This is a genomic window from Pseudomonas sp. SJZ131, from assembly GCF_007828705.1.
Taxonomy (GTDB): Bacteria; Pseudomonadota; Gammaproteobacteria; order Pseudomonadales; family Pseudomonadaceae; genus Aquipseudomonas; species Aquipseudomonas prosekii.
In genome coordinates, this window is the sequence record NZ_VIVC01000007.1 from 281,285 (window position 1) to 295,119 (window position 13,835).

At 59.6% G+C, this 13,835-nt stretch carries 12 protein-coding genes; 2 read left to right on the plus strand and 10 right to left on the minus strand.

Annotated features, from left to right (window positions below; genetic code table 11):
- Window positions 1–7 precede the first annotated feature (7 nt).
- From yacG to pilB, 5 genes are read right to left on the minus strand one after another with little or no spacing between them, the layout of a single operon-like run.
- On the minus strand, window positions 8–208 hold the full coding sequence (yacG, locus tag FBY12_RS26750; protein WP_121732758.1) for a DNA gyrase inhibitor YacG: 201 nt from the start codon (window positions 206–208) through the stop codon (window positions 8–10).
- The gene (gene coaE / locus FBY12_RS26755) at window positions 205–828 is read right to left on the minus strand and encodes a dephospho-CoA kinase (protein ID WP_145257357.1); all 624 of its coding nucleotides are present in this window, start codon (window positions 826–828) and stop codon (window positions 205–207) included. Before coaE ends, yacG begins: the two co-directional genes overlap by 4 nt.
- A complete protein-coding gene (locus tag FBY12_RS26760; RefSeq protein ID WP_145257359.1) occupies window positions 825–1,697 on the minus strand; it encodes an A24 family peptidase in 873 nt (290 codons plus the stop codon). The genes coaE and FBY12_RS26760 overlap by 4 nt, the downstream gene beginning before the upstream one ends.
- Before the next feature lies 1 nt (window position 1,698).
- Window positions 1,699–2,916 carry a type II secretion system F family protein gene (locus FBY12_RS26765; protein ID WP_145257362.1) on the minus strand — a complete coding sequence of 406 codons (1,218 nt, stop codon included), beginning with the start codon at window positions 2,914–2,916 and terminating at the stop codon, window positions 1,699–1,701.
- Between the two features lie 2 nt (window positions 2,917–2,918).
- Window positions 2,919–4,619: a type IV-A pilus assembly ATPase PilB gene (gene pilB / locus FBY12_RS26770; protein ID WP_121732755.1), complete on the minus strand. Its 1,701-nt coding sequence runs from the start codon at window positions 4,617–4,619 to the stop codon at window positions 2,919–2,921.
- Between the two features lie 225 nt (window positions 4,620–4,844).
- On the opposite strand from pilB, the gene FBY12_RS26775 reads away from it, so the two are divergent.
- Together FBY12_RS26775 and FBY12_RS26780 are read left to right on the plus strand one after the other, a co-directional pair.
- Complete coding sequence (locus FBY12_RS26775) at window positions 4,845–5,261, plus strand: pilin (RefSeq protein ID WP_109503339.1); 417 nt, start codon at window positions 4,845–4,847, stop codon at window positions 5,259–5,261.
- A 311-nt stretch (window positions 5,262–5,572) separates the two neighbouring features.
- Window positions 5,573–5,920, plus strand: a complete 348-nt coding sequence (locus FBY12_RS26780; RefSeq protein WP_092277889.1) for a BON domain-containing protein — start codon at window positions 5,573–5,575, stop codon at window positions 5,918–5,920.
- Window positions 5,921–6,242: 322 nt separating this feature from the next.
- Here the strand turns inward: FBY12_RS26780 and FBY12_RS26785 are convergent, their stop codons facing one another.
- The 5 genes from FBY12_RS26785 to acs form a co-directional block, all read right to left on the minus strand.
- Entirely contained in the window at window positions 6,243–6,539 is a 297-nt protein-coding gene (locus FBY12_RS26785; RefSeq protein ID WP_145257365.1) for a DUF2845 domain-containing protein, read from the minus strand.
- Window positions 6,539–9,478: a DUF748 domain-containing protein gene (locus tag FBY12_RS26790; RefSeq protein ID WP_145257367.1), complete on the minus strand. Its 2,940-nt coding sequence runs from the start codon at window positions 9,476–9,478 to the stop codon at window positions 6,539–6,541. The genes FBY12_RS26785 and FBY12_RS26790 overlap by 1 nt, the downstream gene beginning before the upstream one ends.
- A gap of 118 nt (window positions 9,479–9,596) precedes the next feature.
- Window positions 9,597–10,613: a class I SAM-dependent rRNA methyltransferase gene (locus FBY12_RS26795; protein WP_145257370.1), complete on the minus strand. Its 1,017-nt coding sequence runs from the start codon at window positions 10,611–10,613 to the stop codon at window positions 9,597–9,599.
- A gap of 246 nt (window positions 10,614–10,859) precedes the next feature.
- On the minus strand, window positions 10,860–11,732 hold the full coding sequence (locus tag FBY12_RS26800; protein WP_145257372.1) for an oxygenase MpaB family protein: 873 nt from the start codon (window positions 11,730–11,732) through the stop codon (window positions 10,860–10,862).
- A 65-nt stretch (window positions 11,733–11,797) separates the two neighbouring features.
- Window positions 11,798–13,735 (minus strand): acetate--CoA ligase, encoded by a 1,938-nt coding sequence (acs, locus tag FBY12_RS26805; RefSeq protein WP_145257375.1) that lies wholly within the window; start codon window positions 13,733–13,735, stop codon window positions 11,798–11,800.
- Window positions 13,736–13,835 lie beyond the last annotated feature (100 nt).

Consider the following 13,835-nt stretch of genomic DNA (forward strand, 5'->3'; position numbering starts at 1 on the left):
GTCTGGCTTAGTGGCGCGGTTCCAAGTCATCGCTGAACAGATCGTCTTCGGCGTCCGGGCTGACCGGGATCTTGTGTTCTTCCGAGGCCCACGCGCCGAGGTCGATCAGTTTGCAGCGGTCCGAGCAGAACGGCCGGAACGTGCTGGTGGCGCTCCATTCGACAGGGGCGCCGCAGGTTGGGCAATTGACGGTTGGGGTCTGGCTCATGACTGGCCTCCACGCAAAGTTAAATAAAAGTGATGCAGGCGTTCGACCTCGCTGTGCAGCCAGGCGAGGTCGCGGTCGTTGACCACCACGTCGTCGGCATGGCTCACGCGATCTTCGCGGCTGGACTGGGCCTTGAGAATCGCCTGGACCTGTTGCTCGCTGGTCTGGTCACGCTGCAGGGTGCGTTCGATCTGTAGTTGTTGCGGCGCATCGATCACCAGCACGCGTTGGGTCATGGCGTACTGCCCGGACTCGATCAACAGCGGCGACACCAGAATCGCGTAAGGCGATTGTGCCTTGGCCAGGTGCGCGACGATTTCCTCGGCGATCAGCGGATGCAGCAACGCTTCGAGCCAGCGGCGCTCCTGCGGCACTTCGAAGATCAATTTGCGCAACGCGCCGCGATCCAGTTCGCCATCGGCTTGCAGCACGTCGGGGCCGAAGTGCTCGACGATCCTCGCCAGCGCCGGACGCCCCGGCTCCACTACCCAGCGCGCCGCATGGTCGGCGTCGACCACGTGCACGCCGAGGTCGATGAAGTGCTGCGCGGCGGCACTTTTGCCGCTGCCGATGCCGCCGGTGAGGCCGAGAATCCAGGGTTTTTCCACAGGGGTATTCATTGCAAACCGACAAACTGCCAATAGAAGCCGGTTATTTGACCACCCCAGAGCAATGCAATCCAGCCGGCAATTGCCAGGAACGGCCCAAACGGGATCGGCGTCGAGGTTTTTGCGTCGCGCAAGCGCAGCAGAATCACCCCGATAATCGCGCCCACCAGCGATGACAACAGAATCGTCAGCGGCAAAATCTGCCAACCGCCCCACGCCCCGAGCAGCGCCAGCAGCTTGAAATCACCATGACCGATGCCGTCCTTGCCGGTGATCAACTTGAACAACCAGAACACCGACCACAGCAACAGATAACCCGCCACCGCGCCCCACACCGCGTCGAGCAGCGGCACCAGCAGTTCGAAACTGTTGACGATCAGCCCCAGCCACAACAACGGCAGCACCAACACATCGGGCAACAGTTGATGCTCGGCGTCGATCAGGCTCATCGCCAGCAAACCCCAAGTCAGCAACAGCAACATTGCCGCTGGCCAGCCGAAACCGAAATGCCACGCGACGAACGCCGAAAGCACACCGCAGGCCAGTTCGGTCAGTGGATAACGTTTGCTGATCGGCGCCGCGCAATTGGAACAGCGCCCGCGCAGCAGCAAGTAACTGACCAGCGGAATATTTTCCCAGGCACGAATCGGCTGGGCGCAGTGCGGGCATTGCGAGTGCGGCAGCAGCAGGTTGTAGGTTGGCTGCGGCGTCTCGATCGGCAGGCCCAAAACGTCGCGGGCCTGCACGCGCCATTCGCGTTCGAGCATTTTCGGCAGGCGCCAGACCAGCACATTGAGGAAACTGCCAACCAGCAGCCCGAGCACCAGCGCGGTGATGACGAACGCCAGCGGATACACGCTCAAGTATTCATTCAGGGGCATGTCAGATCGCAGAGCCAAGTTGAAAAATGGGCAGGTACATCGCCACGACGAGGCCGCCGACGACCACGCCGAGCACGACCATGATGAACGGCTCCATCAGGCTGGTGAGGTTGTCGACCATGTTGTCGACGTCGTCCTCGTAGAAACTCGCGACCTTGTCGAGCATATCGTCGAGCGCGCCGGACTCCTCGCCAATCGCCGCCATCTGAATCGCCATGTTCGGGAACACCCCGGAGGTGCGCATGGCGAAATTCAGCTGCATGCCCGTCGACACGTCCTGGCGGATGCGCAGCACTGCGCGTTTGAACACGACATTGCCGGTGGCGCCGGCCACGGATTCCAAGGCATCGACCAGCGGCACCCCGGCGGCGAACGTGGTCGAGAGCGTGCGCGCGTAACGGGCGACGGCGGACTTGTAGGTCAGCGCGCCGACCAGCGGCAATTTCAGCAGCCAGGTGTCGAGTTTGTCGCGAAAGGCTTGCGACTTTTTGAAGGCACGGCGGAAACCGAAAATCGCCGCAATCAATGCGCCGAGCATCATCCACCAATATTCCTGCATGAATTCCGAAAGGCTGATCACCATCAGCGTGAAGCCCGGCAACTCGGCGCCGAACCCGGCGAAAACCGTTTTGAATTGCGGCACCACTTTCACCAGCAGAATCCCGGTAACGATCATCGCGACAAACACCACGGCCAGCGGGTAGGTCATGGCTTTCTTGATTTTGGCTTTGAGCTTTTCGCTCTTCTCTTTATAGGTCGCCACCCGATCCAGCAAGGTATCGAGGGCGCCGGCCTGTTCGCCGGCATCGACGAGGTTGCAGTACAGCTCATCGAAATACTGCGGTTTCTTGCGCAACGACGCGGCGAAACTGTTACCCGCCGCGACTTCCTGCTTCACCTCGTCCACCAGTTTGCGCATGGCCGGGTTATCGAAACCTTCGCCAATAATGTCGAACGACTGCAGCAGCGGCACGCCGGCCTTCATCATCGTCGCCATTTGCCGAGTGAACAGGGAAATGTCCTGGGCCTTGATGCGCTTGCCGAGGTTGAAAATCGACACGCTTTTCTTGCGCACCTTGCCGGGGTTGATGCCTTGCTTGCGCAGTTGTGCCTTGATCAGCGCCGGGTTCTGACCGCTGAGCTCGCCGGTCATCTTCGTGCCTTTTTTGTCCGTGCCTTCCCAGGCATACACGCTGACTTTTGCTGCTTTGACCGCCATGTTCAATCCTTGGTGACCCGGTTGATTTCTTCAAGGCTGGTGATGCCTTGCATGGCTTTGAGCAAACCCGAAGTGCGCAGATCGTTGAAGCCGTCCTTGCGCATCTGGATCTCGATTTCCAGTGAGTTGCCTTCGGCCATGATCAGCCGTTGCAGGTCCGGTGTGTTCTTCACCACTTCATAAATCCCGATCCGTCCTTTATAGCCGTGGTTGCAGTGATCGCAGCCGACCGGCTCATAGATCGTGAATGTGCCGATGCGTTCCTCGGGGAAGCCTTCCTTGACCAGCGCTTCGCGGGGGATGTCGATTGGCTTCTTGCAGTGGCTGCACAATTTGCGCGCCAGTCGCTGGGCGATGATCAGGCTGACCGAAGTGGCGATGTTGAAACCGGGGATGCCCATGTTGTGCAGGCGCGTCAGGGTTTCCGCCGCACTGTTGGTGTGCAGCGTCGACAGCACCAAGTGCCCGGTCTGCGCGGCTTTGATCGCAATTTCTGCGGTTTCGAGGTCGCGGATCTCGCCGACCATGATCACGTCCGGATCCTGACGCAGGAACGAGCGCAAGGCCTGGGCGAAATCCAGCCCTTGCTTGGGATTGACGTTGACCTGGTTGATGCCTTCCATGTTGATTTCCACCGGGTCTTCGGCAGTGGAAATGTTGATGTCGACGGTGTTGAGAATATTCAGCCCGGTGTACAGCGACACGGTTTTACCCGAGCCGGTGGGGCCGGTGACCAGGATCATCCCTTGCGGCTGTTTCAGCGCGGCCATGAACAGGGTTTTCTGGTCCGGCTCGTAACCGAGGGCGTCGATGCCCATCTGCGCGCTCGACGGGTCGAGAATCCGGATCACCACTTTTTCGCCCCACAAGGTCGGCAAGGTGTTGACCCGGAAGTCGATGGATTTGCTTTTCGACAAGCGCATTTTGATCCGCCCGTCCTGCGGGCGCCGACGTTCGGAGATGTCCAGACTGGCCATGACCTTGAGCCGCGCGGCGATGCGTCCGGCCAGTTGGATCGGCGGTTTGGCCACTTCGCGCAGGATGCCGTCGGTGCGCATGCGCACCCGGTAATTCTTTTCGTAAGGTTCGAAGTGCAAGTCGGACGAGCCGCTTTTGATCGCGTCCAGCAGCATCTTGTGGACGAAACGCACGACTGGCGCATCGTCGGCGTCCTGCCCGGCAATCGAGTCCTGATGTTTGTCGTCGACCGCTTCGACGTCGAGGCCATCGAGGTCAACGTCGGCCATTTCCTCGAGACCGCTGGTGTGGCTGTCGAAAAACTTCTCGATGGCGTCGCTGAGCTTGTCGTCCTCGACCAGAATCGCTTCGGTGCTCAGGCCGGTGCTGAACTGGATGTCGTTGATCGCTTGATGGTTGGTCGGGTCGGAAATCCCCACGAACAGTTTATTGCCGCGCCGCCAGAGCGGCAGGGCGTGGTGCTGGCGCACCAGTTTCTCGCTGACCAGGCCTTTGGGTTGAGTTTCCTTGTCGAGGCAATTGAGGTCGAGCAGGGCCATGCCGAAATGTTCCGAGGCAATCTCCGCGACCTGACGGCTGCGCACCAGTTTGTTTTGCACCAGGTAGCTGACCAGCGACAGGCGATTGCGTTGGGCCTGCAGATACGCCTGTTGCGCGCTTTTCTCAGTGAGCAGTTCGGCTTGCACCAATTGCTTGGCCAGGCCGGTGAGGGCGATGTCGTTCATGGGAATCCCGGACGCAGACAGTTCATGACTTATAGCCTAGTCAACGGAATGAACCAAACCTGCGGGGTTGAGGTGACAAAAAGTGTCAGATAGTGCGGTTAGAAGCTGTAGGAAGCGTCGCATCGGTGCCTTCGCGCCCTGTGGGCGCGGCGCTGTGGGCTTGGCATGGAGCGTGCTGGGGTTATGTCAGATCATGAGATTCCGACTCATGCATGGAGATTGTCTATGAATAACCAAAAAGGTTTTACCCTGATCGAGCTGCTGATCGTGGTGGCGATCATCGGGATTCTGGCGACGTTTGCGATTCCGCAGTATTCGAAGTATCAGGCTCGGGCCAAAGTGACGGCGGGTATTGCTGAAGTGTCGGCGCTCAAAGTGCCTTACGAAGATGTGATCAACGCGGGTTCCGCTGATCCGACGCTTGCAAACGTTAACGCTGGTGTGGCCGCGACGCAGAACTGCACCCTTTCAATGACAGGTACTGTCGCAGCAGGTACTGGCACGATCGTTTGCACATTGGTAAATGCGCCGGCTCCAGTATTGGGCAAGACGATTACCTTGAGTCGAAGTGCAACGGCCGGCTGGACTTGTGCGACTACTGCTGCCAAGGACTATTCGACTACCAGTTGCCCAGGCGTCTAAACCTGATGATGTAATCGATACCCCGCCGTGACTGGCGGGGTATTTTTTTATGCTGATTTCGCCATCCCGGCCCTACAGAAGAAAACCCCGACAATTCATGGCCTTAGGCCTGCTGCAAAACCTGCAACTTGCATGTCGATAATCACCGTCTCATGCAAATTGCATGATTCTGTAAATCACACTAATTTCTAACTCGTTGTTTTATAAGGATTTATTGCCTGTCTCAAAGTTGGCACAGCGTTCGCAATATATCCAGTAACCCTGCTGAAGAGACTCTCAGCAGACTTTATAGAAAAACAGGAGTTACTCGTATGAAGAAGTTCGCTATTGCTACTGCTACCGCGCTGACCCTGACCATGGCTGGTGCAGCTTTTGCACAAACCACTACTACCCAGGCCCCGATGACTCTGGCGGCTGGTGAAGTGACACAAGCCAAAGAAGCAACTTCCGATACCTGGATCACCACCAAAGTCAAAGCTGATCTGGTAACCGAGAAAGGCATTCCTGGTTCCGACATCAAAGTCGAAACCAACAAAGGTGTTGTATCGCTGTCGTCGACCGTCGCTGTGACTGAATCGCAGAAAGACGTTGCAGTTGCCATCACCAAGAAAATCAAAGGCGTCAAAGCGGTATCCGCTGACGGCCTGAAAGCCGAGTAAGGCAAGACTTCTCGCCTGAACCGGGAGAAGGGTGCGGCAGACGGGCCGGGTAATACGTCTGCCACCTCTGAAGTGTTCATGCGAAAGGCCACAAGGACGTGGCCATTACAGGCCTCCGCCATTCGTGTCGGGGGCCTGTTCTATTGTGGGCGCTGCAAAAACATCGGGCCGCTGCAAAACCCCTGTAGGAGCGAGGCTTGCCCGCGAAGGGGCCGGCACATTCTAAACCTGTTTGACTGACACATTGCCTTCTCGGGCAAGCCTCGCTCATACAGGTATCGCGTTCCTACAGTGGGGATGTGTTGCCGTTGTAACGGGGGATTCAGTTACCGCGCTTGCTGTTGATCTGCCGGAGCCGATTGCCTTCGAAGCGCAGGTATTGGTACATCCCGCCGTTCGGGCCGTAGGTCCATTCCTCGACCTGAAACTCTTCGCGGCGGTTGGCGCTGCGCTTGTAGCCCAGCAAGTCGCGGCTGACCGGTTCGCCGCATTTCTGCAGCACTTCGCTGGAGCGATCGTCGACGCTGATCAACTGGCTGCCACAGCGCAGCGTATCTGCCGCCGCAGCCTGACTGGCTGCCAGCGCGAGTCCCAGACCCATCAGCCATCGCGCGTTCATCATTCGGCGTCCAAATGCATGGGCGTAATCACCCGGCCATCACTTTCCGCCTGACCGAGTTGCGCGTCGATAAAGTAAACACGTTCGTCAGCCAGCTGCGCCTTGTCGACCAGGAAATCCTTGATGCTGCTGGCGCGTTCCTGACCCAACTGGCGCAACAGCACGTCGCTGCCGCTCCAGAACTTGATCACTTCGGCGCGCATTTTCGTCGTGCGTTCTTCCTTGCCCAAATCCTTCCATTCCGCCGGCGGCTGAGTTTTCAGGCGCGTGCGGTAAATGCCTTCCAGCAGCGGCGCTTTCTCGCCGTCCGGTACTTCCAGCAGCGAAGCCTGAGCCGGGACTTTATCGCCGCGACGTTGGAGCATCTTGTAATAGTTGTATTGGTATTCGCGTTCCAGTCGTTGCTCGGCAATCAACGGGCCGTCGCTGTTTTGCGCGGCGGTGCCTTCGATCTCCAGACGCAGCGCCGGACGCTCTTTAAGCGCGCTGGAAAGTTTGACCAGCGAGGCCTCGGCGTCTTTGCTCAATTCACTCGAACCCGGCGCAAACGAAACAGTGCCAAGGTCTTGCGAACCGCCGCCGGTGATCAATCCGCCAATCATTTTGAACGGTGCCGCCGCAGCCTTGACGATCAGGTTGCGCAGGGTCTGCCAGACAATCGGCATCACGCTGAACTGTGGATTGTTGAGGTCGCCGGTCACCGGCAATTCGATGGAAATCTTGCCGTCGACATCTTTGAGCAACGCGATTGCCAGTTTCAGCGGCAGGCTCACGGCGTCCGGGCTGTCGACTTTTTCGCCGAGTTGCAGTTGTTCGACCACAACCTTGTTTTCAGCCTTCAACTGACCTTTGGTGATCAGGTAATGCAGGTCGAGATTGAGCCGCCCCTTGCGGATGCGGTAACCGGCGAACTTGCCGGAGTAGGGCGTCAACGTCGTCAGCTCGACCCGTTTGAAACTGGTCGCGATGTCGAGGCTGGCCATCGGATCGAACGGGTTGACCGCCCCTTTGATCGTGACCGGCGCGTAGCGGTCGACCTTGCCTTTGATGTCGACCGTGGCCGGTTTCCCCTGACGGCTGTCGATGGTGCCAATCGCACCGTTGAGCTGCTGCACCGCCGTGGCGAAGTTCGGCGTCAGGCTGAAGTCGGCGAAATTCGCCGAACCGTCATTGATCGCCACGCCGCCGACGCGAATCGCCAGCGCTTTGTCTTTGCCTGCCGCCGGTTTCGCTGCGGCGGTTTTGCCTGCGGAATCGGCCGGTTGCGGCACCAGCAAATCATCGACGTTGGTGGTGCGGTCGTCGTTGATCATGAAGCGCACGTAGGGTTGGAACAGGTTGACCTTGTCGATCGACAGGCTGTCGCCGTGCTGATAATTCAGGCCTTCGAGCACCAACTGCTGCCACTTGAGGAAGTCGCGGGTTTTCAGGGTGTCGAGCGTGTGCAATTGATCGACCTGGGCACGGCCGGTCACGCTGAATGCCAGCGGCTCGGTGCTTTTCAGATCGACCGCGAGGTCACTGCCGAGCATGCCGCTGCGCAGTTCCAGGCGAATGAACGGGGTGATGTAGGACTGCGCGACGCGCAGGTCGATGTCTTTGGTCTGCACATTCAGCTTGGCGCTGACCGGTTCCAGATTGACCTGGCCGTCGGCGGTGATCTTGCCTTGCTTGCCGACGCCGGTGTCGAGTTTGAGCTTGAAAGGCGAGCCGTTGAGGCTGTCGAAGTTTTGCAGGTCGAGGTTCAGCGGGCCGACTTCCAACGGCACCGGCGGCTGCGCCTTGCGGTCCTCCAGATGCACCTGGTAATTGCGCAATTGCACATCTTTGAGCAGCACTTGCCACGCTTTGCTCGGCGCGGCGGCTGGCGGCGGTGAATCGGCAGCGGCCGGTGCGGTGGCGGGTTCAGCCTTGGCTTTGGCGGCGGCTTTCGACGGCTGGCTGGCGAACAGTTTCTGCCAGTCGAGTTGGCCATCGGCTTCCAGCGCGGCCCAGGTTTCGAGTTTGTTGCTGCGGATCTTGCCGACCACCACTTGTTGCTTGGCCAGATCGATGCTGGTGTCGCTGACGTCGAGGCGTTCCAGGCGCACCAGCGGCCGACCGTCCGGGGCATTGATGGCGAACGGCGCAACGCTGACCGCCACGTTGTTCAGTTGCAGCTCGGTTTCCTTGGCGAGGTTGAGCTTGTAGTCGGTGCTCAGGTTCAGCACGCCGTTTTCCAGGGCCAGCGGCAGAGCATCGCGCACATATGGCCACCAGACTTTCATCTGGCCGTCAGTGACTTTCAACTTACCTTCGGAAGCAATCGGGATCAGGCTGAAATTGCCGGTCCAGTCGATCTGCCCACCTTCCGGCCCCGCCGCGACCAGGGTCATGTCGGCGTTGTCGTCGGGCAGGGTGCTGAGGTTTTTCAGCTCGAAATCGAGTTTGTCGTAGAGGAATTCGATCGGCTCGCTCGGGCGCGCGTCCTGAAAATGCACGTAGCCGCCGGCCAGTCTGATTCGCTCCACGCGCAACGGGAACGGCTTGGCATTCGGGTCGGCGGGCGTTGGTTCGCTGGCGGGGATTTTGAACAGGCCCAGCAGATTGAGCTTGCCGTCCTTGCCGAAGAGGATTTGCGTTTTGGGTTTGTCCAATTCGATGTCGGAGAGGTGCAGCGCCTTGGTCCAGAGACTGTCGAGTTGCAGGTTGGCGTAAAGCCGTTCGAAGCCGACTTGCTCCTTGCCCGGTTCGCCGATGATCAGGCCCCACAAGGTCACTTCGAGGCTGAACGGATTGAGTTCGATCCGCTGAATATGCGCAGGGGTCGTCGCGTAATTGGCCAACTGCTGGTTGGCGATGCGCAGGGCAATGCCTGGCAAAATCAGAAATCCCAGCAGGCTGTAGAGGGCCAGCGCAGTCAACAGGGCGCCAAGAGCGCGAATCAATCCTTTGGGCATGTGCGGCTTCATATGTCTGATCGGAGTGCCTTGGAGTATGGCACGCGATTTCGGTTCCGAAGTGATCGCCGTTGCGCAGGATTGTTCAGCCGGTTGCGTAGGAATACGGACGCGCGGTTCAGAGTTGCAGAATCAGCGTCTTCAGCGGCGGTTGCTGGTCCAGCGACGGGAAGTCCGCGCCCGGGGTCATCACCGACCATTCACGCACCGGTCGCCCAGCCTTTTCGGCGCAACGCAGCACTTGTTCGCGCCAATCATCCATGCTGACTTTTGCCAAATTGTTGCAGCAGATCAGCACGCCGTTATCGGCGGTGGTCAGCAGCGCAGGCTTGAGCAGGCTCTGATAGTCGCGCAACAGGTCAACGGTGCCGAACGCGCTCTTGGCCCAGGCCGGCGGGTCGAGCAGCACCAGATCGTACTGACGCTGTTCCAGACGTTCATAGCTCGGCAGTTTTTGCCCGCGCCGCTGGCTGATCGGCAGGCCGGCCAGTTGGCGGATCGCCGGGAAGTAATCGGATTGAATGAATTGCATGGCCGGCAGCTGCGGATTGAGCAGACCGTTTTCGCGACCGACCGCGAGGTTACCTTCGGCAAAGTCGAGGTTGCACACTTCGCTGGCGCCACCGGCCGCCGCACTCAGGCCGACGCCGCAGGTGTAGGCGAACAGGTTGAGCACGCTTTTGTTGTGGCTGTGCTGCTTGACCCAGCCGCGGGTGTTGCGCAGGTCGAGGAACAGCAGCGGATCTTGCCCGGCGTGACGCCCGCGCACTCGATAGTTGAGGCCCCATTCGTGGCCGATCAGGTCTTGCAGCGCGGCTTCGTCGGCGCGGTACACGGTGTCTTCGCGGTCGATGCGCGAATTGCCCCGCGAGCGGTCGTTGTAGACCAGCAGGGTTTCGAAGCCCAGGTGTTGATTGACGGTTTGGTGGATGTGCAGCAGCGCGTCACGTTCCAGCGCCTGGTGGAAACTTTGCACCAGCAATTGCGGGCCGTAGCGGTCGATGGTCAGGCCGCCGGCGCCTTCCTGGCTGCCATGAAACAGGCGATAGCAATCGGTGCCTTGCTGATGCAGTTCGGCCAGCAGGTCCTGGCGATGATCGAGGGCGGCGCGCAGCGCCTGATTCAAGGAAGACATGCTGGGCGCCTTGCAGGATGAAGTAATTTGGCGCGGGAGTTTAACAGCTTGGCAAGGAACCGAGGTGCTGCCATCGCGAGCAAGCTCGCTCCCACACTGGTTTTGTGGCGTACACAAAATGGGCGATCAGCAAAGATCCTGTGGGAGCAAGCTCACTCCCACACTGGTTTTGTGGCGTACGCAAAATGGGCGATCAGCAAAGATCCCTGTGGGAGCGAGCTTGCTCGCGATGCTTTTGGGTTTTGGTCAGTTCAGCAACCCCATGCGCCGCTTCGCTCGTTGCACCGAACCATTGCGCATGGCCCAGCGCAGCATTGGCGCGCTGCGTTTGACGCTGGCGCGAATCAACTGGCGTTGCAGCGGGGGCTGATGCACGCCGAGCATATCGCTCGCCCAATCCGGCAGCAGGTCGATGCCGGCCTGCATCATCATTGCGCCAAACGGCTTGGCCATGCGGCTGGGCGCGGGCGCATCCAGCAGCAAGCGCAACACCTCGCGACTGCGGGCGTCGCACAACAATTTCGGGCGAATACGTTGCAGATAATCGGCGATTGCCTGCCGGCTCTTCGGCACATCGCGCGCACCGAGGCGCTCGGCGATCACGGCGATTTCCGCGTAATAACGGTCCTGATCGGCCAGCGACAACTGCGGATTTCGATAACGCAGATGCGCCGCCAGAAAGTTGCTGACCTCGGCCACATGCACCCACGTCAGCAAGTCCGGATCGCTCGCCGCGTACGGGCGACCATCCGCCGCAGTGCCAACCACTTGCAGGTGAATGCTGCGCACTTTCTCGATCAGCCAGTCGGCGTCCCGGCGTGAACCAAAAGTAGTCCCGGCGATGAACTGACTGGTGCGCCGCAAGCGACCGAGCATGTCCTGGCGAAAATTCGAGTGGTCCCAAACCCCGGCCAGCGCCAATGGGTGCAGGGCTTGCAGCATTAACGCAGTGATCCCGCCGATGAGCATGCTGGTGAAATCGCCATGCACCTGCCAACTCACCGAATCGGGGCCGAACAGTCCGGGATCGCCCTTGGGGTTTTCCAGATCCAGTTTGCCCAGCGACAACCCGGTCAGGCTCATCAGCTGGTTTTCGATGCGTGTACGAATGAATTCCATGGCAACTCAGTGGCGAAAAAAAGGCGCGGCCAGCAGTGGCCGCGCAGACTTTTTGAAACAAGCGATTACTGGTTCAGGCGCTTCTCGACCAAATCCGTCACCACGCCTGGATCGGCCAGGGTCGAGGTGTCGCCGAGGCTGTCTAGTTCGTTGCAGGCGATTTTGCGCAGAATCCGCCGCATGATCTTGCCCGAACGGGTTTTCGGCAAGGCCGGCGCCCATTGAATCAGGTCCGGTTTGGCGAAGCTGCCGATTTCCTTGCTGACGTGCGCCAACAGTTCTTTTTTCAGTTGGTCATTGGGTTCGGTGCCGTTCATCGGTGTGATAAACGCGTAAATGCCCTGGCCCTTGACGTCGTGCGGGTAACCGACCACGGCGGCTTCGGCAATGCTGTCGTGCAGCACCAGCGCGCTTTCCACTTCGGCGGTGCCGATGCGGTGCCCGGAAACGTTGATCACGTCGTCGATGCGCCCGGTGATCCAGTAATCGCCGTCCTCGTCGCGGCGGGCGCCGTCGCCGGTGAAGTAATAACCGGGATAGGGTTTGAAGTAGGTTTCGACCATGCGTTGCGGGTCGCCGTAGACGCTGCGGATCTGCGCTGGCCAGCTCGATTTGATTGCCAGTACACCGGCGCCGGGGCCTGTTATTTCCTTGCCGACTTCATCGAGCAACACCGGTTGTACGCCGAACATTGGTTGGGTCGCGCAGCCCGGTTTGATTCTTTGGGCGCTGACCAATGGGCTGAGCATGATGCCGCCGGTTTCGGTCTGCCACCAGGTGTCGACGATTGGGCAGCGCTGTTCGCCGACCGCATTGAAGTACCAATCCCACGCTTCCGGGTTGATCGGCTCACCGACACTGCCGAGTAATCTGAGGCTCTGGCGCGAAGTTTCCTTCAGCGGTTCGGCGCCTTCGCGCATCAGCGAGCGCAGGGCGGTGGGCGCGGTGTAGAAGATGTTGACGTGGTGTTTGTCGATCACTTGCCAGAAACGCGAGCTGCTCGGGTAGCTCGGCACGCCTTCGAAGATCAGCGTGGTCGCGCCGTTGGCCAACGGGCCGTAGACGATGTAACTGTGGCCGGTGACCCAGCCGACATCGGCGGTGCACCAGAACACTTCGCCGTCGCGGTAATCGAGCACGTATTTGAAAGTCATCGCCGCTTGCAGCAGATAGCCGCCGGTGGTGTGCAATACGCCTTTGGGTTTGCCGGTGCTGCCGGAGGTGTAGAGGATGAACAGCGGGTCTTCGGCGTCCATCGGTTCGGGCGGGCAATCGTCGCTGACGTCGCGCAGGGCCTGGTGATACCAGATGTCGCGGCCATCGACCCAGGCGACTTCGCCCTGGGTGTGCTCGACGACGATCACTGTGCTGACATTCGGGCAACTCAGCAGTGCTTGGTCGACCTTGTCCTTGAGCGGCACGAACTTGCCGCCACGCACGCCAGCATCGGCCGTAATCACGGTGCGGCAATCGGCGTCGAGAATGCGGTCACGCACCGAGTCCGGTGAAAAACCGCCGAACACCACCGAGTGCACCGCGCCAATTCGCGTACACGCGAGCATGGCGTAGGCGGCTTCGGGGATCATCGGCATGTAGATGCACACGCGATCGCCTTTCTTCACGCCACGGCTTTTCAGCACATTGGCCAGCCGACAGACGTGATGGTGAAGTTTTTTGTAGGTGATCAGCGCGGATTCGGCGGGGTCGTCACCTTCCCAGATGATCGCGACTTGGTCGCCGCGTTCGGCGAGGTGGCGGTCGATGCAGTTGTAACTGACGTTGAGCTTGCCACCGGCAAACCAGCTGGCTTCGCCGGTTTTCAGGTTGTAGCGCTGGACGGTTTGCCACGGTGTGCTCCAGTCGAGGAACCGGGTGGCCTGTTCGGCCCAGAAGGTGCTGGGGTGTTCGATGGATTGTCTGTACAGGCGCTGGTAGTCGTCCTGACTCAATTGTGCAGCCCGGCGCACGGCATCGGCTTTGGGGAACGTGCTGATATCGAACATGACGGTTCCTTATTCTTGTTTTGCGACAAGGATAAAGATGCGCCGAGTGACGAATGGGTTCAAGGCCCGAACATAAACACCACCCTGTAGGAGCGAAGCT

Coding starts and splice junctions, on each gene's coding strand:
- yacG (WP_121732758.1), bottom strand. CDS start 208: ATGAGCCAGACCCCAACCGTCAATTGCCCAACCTGCGGCGCCCCTGTC.
- coaE (WP_145257357.1), bottom strand. CDS start 828: ATGAATACCCCTGTGGAAAAACCCTGGATTCTCGGCCTCACCGGCGGC.
- FBY12_RS26760 (WP_145257359.1), bottom strand. CDS start 1,697: ATGCCCCTGAATGAATACTTGAGCGTGTATCCGCTGGCGTTCGTCATC.
- FBY12_RS26765 (WP_145257362.1), bottom strand. CDS start 2,916: ATGGCGGTCAAAGCAGCAAAAGTCAGCGTGTATGCCTGGGAAGGCACG.
- pilB (WP_121732755.1), bottom strand. CDS start 4,619: ATGAACGACATCGCCCTCACCGGCCTGGCCAAGCAATTGGTGCAAGCC.
- FBY12_RS26775 (WP_109503339.1), top strand. CDS start 4,845: ATGAATAACCAAAAAGGTTTTACCCTGATCGAGCTGCTGATCGTGGTG.
- FBY12_RS26780 (WP_092277889.1), top strand. CDS start 5,573: ATGAAGAAGTTCGCTATTGCTACTGCTACCGCGCTGACCCTGACCATG.
- FBY12_RS26785 (WP_145257365.1), bottom strand. CDS start 6,539: ATGAACGCGCGATGGCTGATGGGTCTGGGACTCGCGCTGGCAGCCAGT.
- FBY12_RS26790 (WP_145257367.1), bottom strand. CDS start 9,478: ATGCCCAAAGGATTGATTCGCGCTCTTGGCGCCCTGTTGACTGCGCTG.
- FBY12_RS26795 (WP_145257370.1), bottom strand. CDS start 10,613: ATGTCTTCCTTGAATCAGGCGCTGCGCGCCGCCCTCGATCATCGCCAG.
- FBY12_RS26800 (WP_145257372.1), bottom strand. CDS start 11,732: ATGGAATTCATTCGTACACGCATCGAAAACCAGCTGATGAGCCTGACC.
- acs (WP_145257375.1), bottom strand. CDS start 13,735: ATGTTCGATATCAGCACGTTCCCCAAAGCCGATGCCGTGCGCCGGGCT.